The organism is Pseudomonas lurida (assembly GCF_013522705.1).
GTDB classification, from domain to species: Bacteria; Pseudomonadota; Gammaproteobacteria; order Pseudomonadales; family Pseudomonadaceae; genus Aquipseudomonas; species Aquipseudomonas quebecensis.
This window is the reverse complement of sequence record NZ_JAAMRE010000021.1, coordinates 14,081-26,921: the sequence shown is the minus strand read 5'-3', so window position 1 is coordinate 26,921 and position 12,841 is coordinate 14,081. Positions and strand designations below refer to the sequence as shown.

Sequence of the window (12,841 nt, the reverse complement as noted above, 5' to 3'; positions counted from 1 at the left end):
TGGAAAGAATCATTAGCCAGCTATATGCTTTTTTGCATTGCCTGCTCTGCCCGGCTTTTATCGCCCCGAGGTCTCTGTGAAACCTGCTGTCGCGCCACTCGCTCAAGATGCCCCGCCCACCGCTCTGGATGAGGTGGTGGCGCAACTTAACGACGAGTACATCGAAAAAGGCACGCCGCTGTTCATGCGCACGGTGCTCGCGCTGTTCTCCGGCGGCTTCGCCACGTTTGCCCTGCTGTATTGCGTACAGCCGATGATGCCGGCGCTGTCCCATGAGTTTTCCATCAACGCGGCGCAGAGCAGCCTGGTCCTCTCGGTTTCCACGGCGATGCTGGCGCTGGGGCTGCTGATCACCGGTCCGATTTCAGACACCCTGGGGCGTAAACCGGTGATGGTGGCCGCGTTGTTCTGTGCCGCGCTTGCCACCATCGCCAGCGGCCTGATGCCTTCCTGGGAAGGCATCCTGTTTATGCGTGCGCTGGTGGGGCTGGCGCTCAGTGGGCTGGCGGCCGTGGCCATGACGTACTTGAGCGAAGAGATCCACCCTCAACACATCGGTCTGGCCATGGGCCTGTATATCGGCGGCAACGCCATCGGCGGCATGAGCGGGCGCCTGATCATGGGAGTACTGATCGATTTCGTCAGTTGGCACACCGGGATGCTGATCATCGGCGCCCTGGCGCTGGTTGCCGCGACGGTGTTCTGGAAAATCCTTCCCGAATCGCGCAATTTCCGCCCTCGCAGCCTGAGGCCGCGCAGCCTGCTGGACGGGTTTGTCATGCACTTCAAGGATGCCGGGCTGCCTTGGCTGTTTCTGGAAGCGTTCCTGCTGATGGGTGCGTTCGTGACCTTGTTCAACTACATCGGTTATCGCCTGCTCGCCGCCCCTTACGATCTGAGCCAGGCGTGGGTGGGCCTGTTATCGCTGGTCTACCTCTCGGGCATCTACAGCTCGGCCAGGATCGGTTCGCTGGCCGACCGCCTCGGCCGCCGGCGCGTGCTGTGGGCCACCATCCTGGTGATGCTGGCGGGCATGGCCCTGACCCTGTTCACACCGTTGTGGCTGATCGTTCCGGGCATGCTGGTGTTCACTTTCGGGTTTTTCGGCGCCCACTCGGTGGCCAGCAGCTGGATCGGCCGCCGTGCGGTGAAAGCCAAAGGGCAAGCATCGTCGCTGTACCTGTTCTGCTACTACGCCGGGTCGAGTATTGCCGGCACGGCGGGCGGGTTCTTCTGGCACTTTGGCGGATGGCATGGCATTGGCGGTTTTATCGTTGCGCTGTTGATCGGCGCCTTGCTGGTGGCGTTGAAGCTGGCAAAGCTGCCACCGCTGGCCTCGGCCTGAGGAGCGGCCGCCGCGAACGACATCCGCGCCATCACCCGCTTGCCGCGACGTTCATGCAGGACCACCGCGCCGATGTGCAGCACCAGCATCAACAACAGCGCCACGCAGGACAGCACGTGTACGCGGGTATAGAGGGCGATACGCGCAGGGTCGGTTTCAAATGGCGCAATGAAGGCCAGGTTAAAGATATTGATCGGTCGATCCATCATCAGCACGCCCGTCGCCAGCACCACGGCCAGCACCAGGTACATGGCCTTATGCACCAGCAACGCCATGTATTCCTGCAACGTGCGCTTGATGGAAAAATCCAGGCCATGGCCGAAGGAGCAGTACACCCGCAAGGCAAAAACCGGAATATAGAGGGTGGTCAACGACACATTGAAGAACGCGACCCATGCCTTTACCGACGCCGGCACGCTGAAGACGGCCACGGCAAAACCGGACAACAAAGACCACATAATGATGACGGCCGAAACCCAATGCAGCAGTTTCTGGCCCGTTGAATACGCTGAAGTGTTCATCCTGATAGCACCTGACAATGAACGCCAATCGCTGGCGAGTGGAAACGTCGGGTAGGATTTTTACCGAGGCGAGTTACCAGAGGCTGTAGGAGAAATCCCAACCTCTGCAGACTATCAAGGCAGGACTTAACGAACGCTGAAGCGCAGCGAGCCGCCCTCTGCCAGGCAGGGGGCGGCTCGCTTGGGGCGGGATGTTACTGGTGATATTGCGCGGACAATTCGTGCACAGCTTGCAGGAACGCGCCGGCGTGGTCTGGATTCACTTCCGGGGTGATGCCATGGCCGAGGTTGAACACGTGTCCGGTGCCGTTGCCATAACTGGCCAGGATGCGCCCGACTTCGGCGCGAATCGCTTCCGGCTTGGCGTACAGCACGGTCGGGTCCATGTTGCCTTGCAGCGCGACCTGGCTGCCGACGCGACGGCGGGCCTCGCCGATATCGCAGGTCCAATCCAGGCCCAAGGCGTCCGCACCGGCATCGGCGATGCTTTCCAGCCACAGGCCACCCCCCTTGGTGAACAGAATGACCGGCACCTGGCGGCCTTCGTGTTCACGGATCAGGCCGCTGACGATCTTGCGCATGTAGGCCAGGGAGAATTCCTGGTACGCCGCTGCCGACAGGTTGCCGCCCCAGGTATCGAAGATCTGTACGGCTTGCGCACCGGCCATGATCTGGCCGTTGAGGTACGCGGTCACCGACTGGGCCAGCTTGTCCAGCAGCAGGTGCATGGCTTGAGGGTTGTCGTAGAGCATGGCTTTGGTCTTGCGGAAGTCTTTCGACGAGCCGCCTTCGACCATGTAGGTGGCCAGGGTCCACGGGCTGCCGGAGAAGCCGATCAGCGGCACGCGCCCGTTGAGCTCGCGGCGGATGGTGCTGACGGCGTCCATCACGTAGCCCAGGTCCTTGTGCGGATCGGGAATCGGCAGGGCCTCGATGTCGGCCAGGGTGCTGACGACTTTGCGGAAACGTGGACCTTCACCGGTCTCGAAGTACAGGCCCTGGCCCATGGCATCGGGGATGGTGAGGATATCGGAGAACAGAATGGCCGCATCCAGTTGTGGGTAGCGGTCCAGAGGCTGCATCGTGACTTCGCAGGCGAACGCAGGGTTCATGCACAAGCTCATGAAGTCGCCGGCGTGGGCGCGGCTGGCGCGGTATTCCGGCAGGTAGCGACCGGCTTGACGCATCATCCACACGGGGGTGACGTCTACAGGCTGCTTGAGCAGGGCACGCAGGAAACGGTCGTTCTTGAGGGCAGTCATGTCGGCATCCGCAAAAAAAGTGCGGGTATGGTCTCAAAAGACAGCGGCAAGCGGCAAGCTACAAGCGGCAAGTTGAAGCCATTGTGCTTTTAACTTGCCGCTTGCCGCTTGAAACTTGCCGCTACGTCATCAGACGCACAGGTAATCCAGGATCCCTTCAGCCGCATTACGGCCTTCGAAGATCGCGGTTACCACCAGGTCGGAACCGCGCACCATATCGCCACCGGCGAAGATTTTCGGGTTGCTGGTCTGGTGCTTGTACTGGCCTTGTTCCGGGGCGACGACGCGGCCCTGGCTGTCGGTCTGGATCTGGAACTGCTCGAACCACGGCGCCGGGCTTGGGCGGAAACCGAATGCGATGACCACGGCGTCGGCCGGGATGATCTCTTCGGAGCCCGGGATCGGCTCGGGGCTGCGACGGCCACGGGCATCCGGTGCGCCGAGACGGGTCTCGACCACCTTGACGCCTTCGACGCGATCTTCACCGACAATCGCGATCGGCTGGCGGTTGTAGAGGAATTTCACCCCCTCTTCCTTGGCGTTCTTCACCTCTTTGCGCGAACCCGGCATGTTGGCTTCGTCACGACGGTAGGCACAGGTTACCGACTTGGCACCCTGGCGAATCGACGTACGGTTGCAGTCCATCGCGGTGTCACCACCGCCCAGCACCACGACCTTCTTGCCTTTCATGTCGACAAAATCTTCCGGCGACTTTTCGAAACCCAGGTTGCGGTTGACGTTGGCGATCAGGAAGTCCAGAGCGTCGTACACACCCGGCAGGTCCTCACCGGCAAAGCCGCCCTTCATGTAGGTATAGGTGCCCATGCCCATGAACACGGCATCGTATTCTTCGAGCAGTTGCTCCATGGTCACGTCCTTGCCGATTTCGGTATTGAGGCGGAACTCGATACCCATGCCGGTGAAGACTTCGCGACGATGGCTCAGGACGGTTTTTTCCAGCTTGAACTCGGGGATACCGAAGGTCAGCAGGCCGCCGATTTCCGGGTTCTTGTCGAATACCACCGGGGTCACGCCGCCACGCACCAGCACGTCGGCGCAACCCAGGCCGGCAGGGCCTGCGCCAATGATCGCCACGCGCTTGCCGGTCGGCTTGACCTTGGACATGTCCGGGCGCCAGCCCATGGCGAACGCCGTGTCGGTGATGTACTTCTCAACCGAACCGATGGTCACCGCACCGAAACCGTCGTTAAGGGTGCAGGCACCCTCGCACAGACGATCCTGTGGGCACACCCGGCCGCACACTTCCGGCAGGGTGTTGGTCTGGTGCGACAGCTCGGCGGCGGCGAGGATGTTGCCCTCGGCCACCAACTTCAGCCAGTTGGGAATGAAGTTGTGCACCGGGCACTTCCATTCGCAATACGGGTTACCGCAGCCCAGGCAACGGTGTGCCTGTTCGGCCGAATGCTGGGGTTTGAAGGGTTCGTAGATTTCCACGAACTCTTTCTTGCGTTGACGCAACAGTTTCTTCTTCGGATCTTTGCGCCCGACATCGATGAACTGGAAGTCGTTATTCAGACGTTCAGCCATGTTAAAACCTCATCAAACTCTTCAGGCGCATATCACTGCGGGTTGGCACGGATGCTGGAAAGCAACGATTTCAGGTTGGCAGCCTTGGGCTTGACCAGCCAGAAACGACGCAGGTAATCATCGAGATTCTCGGCGAGGTTGCGACCCCATTCGCTGCCGGTTTCCTCGACGTACTCGTCCAGCACGTGCTGCAAGTGGTTCCGGTAGGATTCCATGGCTTCGCCGCTGATCCGCTGGATCTCGACCAACTCGTGGTTGACCTTGTCGACGAAGGTGTTGTCCTGATCCAGCACGTAGGCGAAACCGCCGGTCATGCCCGAACCGAAGTTGTAACCGGTCTTGCCCAGCACCGCGACAAAACCACCGGTCATGTACTCGCAGCAGTGGTCGCCCGTGCCTTCAACCACGGTGTGGGCACCGGAGTTACGCACGGCAAAACGCTCACCGGCCGTACCGGCGGCGAACAGCTTGCCGCCCGTGGCGCCGTACAAGCAGGTGTTGCCGATAATGGCACTGTCCTGGGTCTTGTAGACGCTGCCTGTAGGCGGAACGATCACCAGCTTGCCGCCGGTCATGCCCTTGCCCACGTAGTCGTTGGCGTCGCCTTCGAGGTACATGTTCAGGCCACCGGCGTTCCATACGCCGAAGCTCTGGCCAGCGGTGCCCTTGAAGCGGAACGTGATCGGCGCCTTCGCCATGCCCTGGTTGCCGTGCTTGCGCGCAATTTCGCCGGAGATGCGTGCGCCGATGGAACGGTCGCAGTTGCAGATGTCCAGGGCGAATTCGCCACCGCTGGCGTCGTTGATCGAGGAGCTGGCCATCTCGACCATTTTCTCGGCCAGCAGGCCTTTGTCGAACGGTGGGTTGCGGTCCACCTGGCAGAATTGCGGCTTGTCTGCCGGGATGTGATCGCTGCCCAGCAGCGGCGTGAGGTCCAGGTGCTGTTGCTTGGCGGTCTGGCCTTCAAGGATGTCCAGCAGGTCGGTACGACCGATCAGCTCTTCCAGCGAGCGCACGCCCAGCTTGGCCAGCCACTCACGGGTTTCTTCGGCGACGTAGGTGAAGAAATTCACCACCATGTCGACGGTACCGATGTAGTGATCCTTGCGCAGCTTCTCGTTCTGAGTGGCGACGCCGGTGGCGCAGTTGTTCAGGTGGCAGATGCGCAGGTATTTGCAGCCCAGGGCGATCATCGGCGCGGTGCCGAAGCCGAAGCTCTCGGCGCCGAGGATTGCCGCCTTGATCACGTCAAGACCGGTTTTCAGGCCGCCGTCGGTTTGCACACGGACCTTGCCGCGCAGGTCGTTGCCGCGCAGGGTCTGGTGGGTCTCGGCCAGGCCGAGCTCCCACGGCGCGCCGGCGTATTTGATGGAGGTCAGCGGCGATGCGCCGGTGCCGCCGTCGTAACCGGAGATGGTGATCAGGTCGGCATAGGCCTTGGCCACACCGGCGGCGATGGTGCCTACGCCGGCTTCCGCGACCAGCTTCACCGAGACCAGCGCCTGCGGGTTGACTTGTTTGAGGTCGAAAATCAGCTGCGACAAATCTTCGATCGAATAGATGTCGTGGTGCGGCGGTGGGGAGATCAGGGTCACGCCCGGGACCGCATAACGCAGCTTGGCGATCAGACCGTTGACCTTGCCGCCCGGCAGCTGGCCGCCCTCACCGGGCTTGGCGCCCTGGGCTACCTTGATCTGCAGCACTTCGGCGTTGACCAGGTATTCCGGCGTGACGCCGAAACGACCAGTCGCGACCTGCTTGATTTTCGAACTCTTGATAGTGCCGTAGCGCGCCGGGTCTTCACCGCCTTCGCCGGAGTTGGAGCGCGCCCCCAGGCGGTTCATGGCTTCGGCCAGGGCTTCGTGGGCCTCGGGCGACAAGGCGCCCAGGGAAATACCCGCAGAGTCGAAACGCTTGAGGATCGATTCCAGCGGCTCGACTTCGCTGATGTCCATCGGCGTGTCCAAGGTCTTGACCTTGAGCAAGTCACGGATCATCGATACCGGGCGGTTATCCACCAGACTCGTGTATTGCTTGAACTTGGCGTAGTCGCCCTGCTGCACGGCGGCTTGCAGGGTGCTGACCACGTCCGGGTTGTACGCGTGATACTCGCCACCGTGCACAAACTTGAGCAGGCCGCCTTGCTGGATCGGCTTGCGCGCGCTCCAGGCTTCGGCCGCCAGGGCTTTCTGCTCGGCTTCGATGTCGACGAACCGCGCGCCCTTGATACGGCTCGGCACGCCACGGAAGCTCAGCTCGCAGACTTCTTCCGACAGGCCGATGGCTTCGAACAACTGCGCCCCACGGTAGGAGGTGACGGTGGAGATGCCCATCTTCGACAGGATCTTCAGCAGGCCTTTGGTGATGCCCTTGCGGTAGTTCTTGAACACCTCGTAGAGGTCGCCCAGTACTTCACCGGTACGGATCAGGTCACCCAGCACTTCATAGGCGAGGAACGGGTACACCGCCGAGGCGCCGAAGCCGATCAGCACCGCAAAGTGATGCGGGTCGCGGGCGGTGGCGGTTTCCACGAGGATGTTGGAATCGCAGCGCAGGCCTTTTTCGGTCAGGCGGTGGTGCACGGCACCGGTAGCCAGCGAGGCATGGATCGGCAGCTTGCCCGGCGCAATATGACGGTCGGTCAGCACGATCTGGGTACGCCCGGCGCGCACGGCTTCTTCGGCCTGGTCGGCGACGTTGCGCACTGCGGCTTCAAGGCCGAGGCTCTCGTCATAGTTCAGGTCGATGATCTGACGGTCGAAGCCTGGGCGCTCCAGGTTCATCAACGAACGCCACTTGGCCGGGGAGATGACCGGCGAGCTGAGGATCACACGGGAGGCGTGCTCGGGCGACTCCTGGAAAATATTGCGCTCGGCACCGAGACACACTTCCAGGGACATCACGATAGCTTCGCGCAGCGGATCGATCGGTGGGTTGGTCACCTGGGCGAATTGCTGGCGGAAGTAGTCGTATGGCGTGCGCACGCGCTGGGACAAGACGGCCATCGGCGTGTCGTCGCCCATGGAGCCGACCGCCTCGTAGCCTTGCTCGCCGAGCGGACGCAGCACCTGGTCGCGCTCTTCGAACGTGACCTGATACATCTTCATGTACTGCTTGAGCTGGTCGATGTCGTAGAAGGCCGAACCGTGGTCGTTGTCTTCCATGGTCGCCTGGATGCGCAGGGCGTTCTTGCGCAGCCATTGTTTGTACGGGTGACGCGACTTCAAGCGGTTGTCGATGGCGTCGGTGTCGAGGATCTGCCCGGTTTCGGTGTCCACGGCCAGGATCTGGCCAGGGCCGACGCGGCCTTTGGCGATCACGTCTTCAGGCTTGTAGTCCCATACGCCGATTTCCGACGCCAGGGTGATAAAGCCGTTGGTGGTGGTGACCCAACGCGCCGGGCGCAGACCGTTGCGGTCGAGCAGGCACACCGCGTAGCGGCCGTCGGTCATGACCACGCCGGCCGGGCCGTCCCACGGCTCCATGTGCATCGAGTTGTACTCGTAGAATGCACGCAGGTCCGGGTCCATGGTCTCGACGTTCTGCCACGCTGGCGGAATGATCATGCGCACGCCACGGAACAGGTCGATGCCGCCGGTGACCATCAGTTCGAGCATGTTGTCCATGCTGGAGGAGTCGGAGCCCACGCGGTTGACCAGCGGGCCGAGCTCTTCCAGGTCCATCAGGTCATTGGCGAATTTGGTGCGACGGGCCACGGCCCAGTTGCGGTTGCCGGTGATGGTGTTGATCTCGCCATTGTGGGCGAGGAAGCGAAACGGCTGGGCCAGCGGCCATTTCGGCAGGGTGTTGGTGGAGAAGCGCTGGTGGAACACGCAGATTGCGGTCTGCAGACGCTCATCGCTCAGGTCTGGATAGAAGGCGGTGAGGTCCGCCGGCATCATCAGGCCTTTATAAATGATGGTCTTGTGGGAAAAGCTGCAGATGTAGTGGTCGGTGTCGGCAGCGTTGGCCACGGACGAGCGACGACGGGAGGTGAACAGCTTGATCGCCATGTCCTGGTCGCTCAGGCCTTCACCGGCGATGAACACCTGTTCGATCTGCGGCAGGCGCTCATGGGCCAGACGGCCGAGCACGCTGGTGTCGATCGGCACTTTGCGCCAGCCGACAAGTTGCAGGCCGGCGGCGACGATCTCGCGGTTCATGTTCTCGCGAGCGGCTTCGGCTTTCACCGGGTCCTGGTTGAAAAACACCATGCCCACGGCGTACTGCTTGGGCAGGTCGACCGCGAAATGCTCCTTGGCGACAGCGCGCAGGAACTGGTCGGGCTTTTGAATCAGCAAGCCGCAACCGTCACCGGTCTTGCCGTCGGCGTTGATCCCACCGCGGTGGGTCATGCAGGTCAGGGCCTCGATGGCCGTTTGCAGAAGGGTATGACTGGGCTCGCCCTGCATATGGGCTATCAGGCCGAATCCGCAGTTATCCTTGAATTCATCGGGTTGGTACAGACCTGCTTTCATAGACACTTTCTCACCAGGCTGCCTCTTATACCGAGGCAAATTTCTTTTCAATTCAACCGGTTACCTTCCACGCCGAACGTTCGCCGGCTTAGCGGGGGCAAAAGGGAGGTCATTGTACACACCGACACAGACGCTCACAAATTTAGCGACGAAATGTCGCAAATCTATGTCGCATTTATGAAAGGTTTAAAGCGATATGCTGTGCTAGTCAAAACTTTTTTAATTCTGACCGCTACGACTCAAAAGCTACCGTGACGCAGACACCACAAAGCGCGCGGTCCCTGGAGACTGCACGCCATGCGATTTTTTTGAGGTGCCGGGAGGGCGGCCTGGGTAAGGCCGCCGGATCTTCAGCGAGTTGTTGCGAGTTCTTGTTGAACGCTGGCAACAGTGCGAGGCCAAGGTTTACCAGCCTGAACCTTCGCTGGCAAGGCCTTGATAGCGGAATCAGCGGCTGCACGGCTGGAGAAGTTGCCGTAGGTGATCACATAGAGAGGCTTGCCGTTGAGCACTTTCTTGAAATAACGGTACTCGCCGCCCTGCTCTTTCACGAACGCCTGGGCATTGGCTTCGGAGCTGGTGCCGAGGATCTGCACCACGAAGTTACCGCTCGGCTGGCTGGCGTACCAACTGCTGCCGGCGGCGCCTGCCTTGGCCACGGTGGTGGCGGGTTTTTCAGCGGGCTTGGCGGCCGGGGCCGGCTTGGCCGCAGGGGCTGGCGCAGGCGCTGCGACCACAGGCTTGGTGACCGGTGCAGGTTTGGCGGTTGCGACGGTCGGTGCCGGCGTTGGGGCAGGCGTCGGCTTGGCAGCGGGCTGGCCGGCCGGTACGCCCGCAGGCGGCGCGGTGGTGGTTACGGTCGGCGGCGTGGCGCTGGAGCCTTCCACCGGCACGCCGTCGTCGCCTTCGGAAATGCCACCGGCTTCTTCGGCGAGCGGGCCGCGCATCACAGGCTGACCGACCATCGGCAGGTTGGTCGGCTGACCGGAGTTGGCGAATTCGACATTCGGTGTGGGTTTGCCCAGTGGCAACTGCGCCTGTTCGGCAGGCGCGCCAGCAGGGGTGGGAGCCTTGTTGCGGCCTGGGATCAACCAGGCGGCGGCAACGGCAACCACGACCACTGCGGAAATGGCCAGTACGTGCTTCTTAGGCATAGTGAACCCCATCTTTGGACGCTTGACCGCTGAGCGGCTGGCAATCATGGCTTCGATCATCGCATCGCGGGCAACCTGGTTGATGGTGCCAGGCCAGCCGCCTGCGCTGTCGTGAATATCAGAGATCTGCGCAGCGGAGAAAAGTTCGATGCCCGCCCCTGCGCCTTCGAGGCGTTGAGCCAGGTATTCGCGGGTTTCTTCCTCTTCATACGGCTGCAGTTCGATGACGTGGAACAGTTCCTGATCGCCACTGATCTGCTCAAGGTCGGCGATCAGCGAAGACTCACCAAACAGGAACACATGGGGGCGACCTTCCGGCGTACCCGCAGCCAACGCCAGCAGGGCTTCCAGGGCCGATTCGTCGAGCTGCTCGGCATCGTCCACCAGCAGGTAGACCTCCTGGCCGGTCAAGCCCAACTGCACCACCTGCTTGAGGATCGCGCTCGGCTCGGCGGTGGCCACATCCAGCGCCTGGGCCACCTGGCTCAGCACACCCGCCGCATCAGCGGCGCCGCGGGCCGACACCACCACGCTCTGTACCGATTGCTTGTTGGTACTGGCAACCAGGGCCTGGCGCAGCAACGTCTTGCCGCTGCCCAAGGGGCCCGTGACGACCAGCAGCAACTGGCTGTAGCGCGCGAGATGGTGAAGCTGCCCCAGCACCGGCTTGCGCTGGGCAGGGAAGAATTTGAAACCCGGCACCCGTGGAGCAAAAGGGTCGTGGCTTAACTGGTAATGGCCGAGGAACGCCTCGTCGGCATGCAAACTAGTCATGGTGATCCTGTTAACCTTTAAGCTGGGCCAGGGCGCGGTAATCCGCTCCCAGCGTGGCCTGTAAAATCTCTCTCGGATAATCGTCGGTCACCACCGCTTCGCCCATGTGGCGCAGCAGCACCAGTCGCAGTCGACCGTCGATCACTTTCTTGTCTATTGCCATATGTTCGAGGAAATCCGCCTCGGTCATCTCCTGCGGCGGAACGACCGGCAGACCGGCCCGCTGAAACAGGCGAATACCGCGATCCCGCTCCTGGGCGCTGATCCAGCCAAGCCGGTGCGACATGTCCATAGCCATCACCGTGCCAGCCGCCACGGCCTCGCCATGCAACCACACACCATAGCCCATGTGGGTTTCGATCGCATGCCCGAAGGTGTGACCCAGATTCAACGTGGCCCGCACGCCGGACTCACGCTCGTCGGCATTGACCACCAGGGCCTTGGCGGCGCAGGAGCGGGAAATCGCTTCGGTGAGCGCCACCTGATCGAGGCCGCGCAAGGCGTCCATGTGCTCTTCCAGCCAAGTCAGGAAAGGCTCATCGCAGATCAATCCATACTTGATGACTTCCGCCAGGCCCGCCGACAGCTCACGCGGCGGCAGCGTGTTAAGGGTAGCGGTGTCGATCAACACGGCATTGGGCTGATAGAACGCACCGACCATGTTCTTGCCCAGCGGATGGTTGATGCCGGTCTTACCGCCCACCGACGAATCGACCTGGGACAGCAGGGTGGTCGGCACCTGGATAAAGTCCACGCCGCGCTGGTAGCAGGCAGCGGCGAAACCAGCCATATCGCCGATAACGCCGCCTCCGAGGGCCACCACCGTGGTACGCCGGTCATGGCGCGCGGTCAGCAGGCCATCGAAAATCAGTTGCAGGGTTTGCCAGTTCTTGTGGGCTTCGCCGTCGGGCAGTATTACCGAAATCACCGAGTAGGCCGCAAGGCTGCGGCTCAGACGCTCAAGATACAGCGGCGCGACCGTTTCGTTGGAGATGATCGCCACTTGCCGCCCGGCAATGTGCGGTGCGAGCAACTCGGGCTGGCCCAACAGGCCCTCGCCAATGTGGATCGGGTAGCTGCGCTCGCCTAGATCGACCTTAAGTGTCTGCATGTGTCCCCGCGTGAGAGATGAATTGACGACCGGTAACGTCAGGATACGACGCTGCCTGATGGCTCTACGCCACAACCCGCAGGGCGATGGCGCGACGCCGAGAATAGCGCATTTCGCCCCTGGCTTTAACGGGGAGGCAGCCGTTGCAGGCGCTCAAGAATGTCGAGCACCACCATACGTGGCGGCCGCTCATCGGTTTCCACCACCAGATCGGCAATTTCCCGATACAGCGGATCGCGCAGCGTCAGTAGATCGCGCAGGGTTTTCGCCGGATCGGCGGTGCGCAGCAATGGGCGATTGCGATCGCGCGCAGTCCGACCGACCTGCTGCTCGACTGATGCATGCAGGTAAACCACCCGACCACCGGCATGCAGCGCACGGCGGTTTTCATCGCGCATCACTGCGCCACCGCCGGTGGCCAATACCACGCCATCGCAGCCGCATAATTCAGCAATCATTGCCTGCTCGCGGTCGCGAAAGCCCAGTTCGCCTTCTTTATCGAAGATCCACGGGATATTGGCACCCGTGCGCAATTCAATTTCCTTATCGGAGTCTTTGAACGGCAGGCGCAGCTCTTTGGCCAGCAAACGGCCGATGGTGCTTTTTCCAGCCCCCATCGGTCCCACAAGAATCAAATTTCGCACAGAA

Annotated in this window: 7 protein-coding genes and 1 pseudogene; 1 reads left to right on the top strand and 7 read right to left on the bottom strand. The window is 61.8% G+C overall.

The annotated features are described in order from the left end of the window. Nucleotides 1-76 precede the first annotated feature (76 nt). A complete protein-coding gene (locus tag G7025_RS17325) occupies nt 77-1,345 on the top strand; it encodes an MFS transporter (protein WP_181080358.1) in 1,269 nt (422 codons plus the stop codon). A gap of 32 nt (nt 1,346-1,377) precedes the next feature. Here G7025_RS17325 and G7025_RS17320 read toward each other — a convergent pair. The 7 genes and pseudogenes from G7025_RS17320 to aroK form a co-directional block, all read right to left on the bottom strand. Continuing rightward, nucleotides 1,378-1,866 (bottom strand): annotated as a pseudogene (locus G7025_RS17320) (cytochrome b/b6 domain-containing protein); the annotation flags it as partial. A gap of 194 nt (nt 1,867-2,060) precedes the next feature. After that, complete coding sequence (hemE, locus tag G7025_RS17315; RefSeq protein WP_181080357.1) at nt 2,061-3,128, bottom strand: uroporphyrinogen decarboxylase; 1,068 nt, start codon at nt 3,126-3,128, stop codon at nt 2,061-2,063. Between the two features lie 129 nt (nt 3,129-3,257). Beyond that, nucleotides 3,258-4,676: an FAD-dependent oxidoreductase gene (locus tag G7025_RS17310; protein ID WP_181080356.1), complete on the bottom strand. Its 1,419-nt coding sequence runs from the start codon at nt 4,674-4,676 to the stop codon at nt 3,258-3,260. Between the two features lie 32 nt (nt 4,677-4,708). Beyond that, complete coding sequence (gene gltB / locus G7025_RS17305) at nt 4,709-9,154, bottom strand: glutamate synthase large subunit (protein ID WP_181080355.1); 4,446 nt, start codon at nt 9,152-9,154, stop codon at nt 4,709-4,711. Nucleotides 9,155-9,504: 350 nt separating this feature from the next. After that, nucleotides 9,505-11,082: an SPOR domain-containing protein gene (locus G7025_RS17300; RefSeq protein WP_181080354.1), complete on the bottom strand. Its 1,578-nt coding sequence runs from the start codon at nt 11,080-11,082 to the stop codon at nt 9,505-9,507. A gap of 10 nt (nt 11,083-11,092) precedes the next feature. Continuing rightward, on the bottom strand, nt 11,093-12,193 hold the full coding sequence (gene aroB / locus G7025_RS17295; RefSeq protein WP_181080353.1) for a 3-dehydroquinate synthase: 1,101 nt from the start codon (nt 12,191-12,193) through the stop codon (nt 11,093-11,095). Nucleotides 12,194-12,318: 125 nt separating this feature from the next. Then, the gene (gene aroK / locus G7025_RS17290; protein ID WP_034105907.1) at nt 12,319-12,837 is read right to left on the bottom strand and encodes a shikimate kinase AroK; all 519 of its coding nucleotides are present in this window, start codon (nt 12,835-12,837) and stop codon (nt 12,319-12,321) included. Between the last annotated feature and the right edge of the window lie 4 nt (nt 12,838-12,841).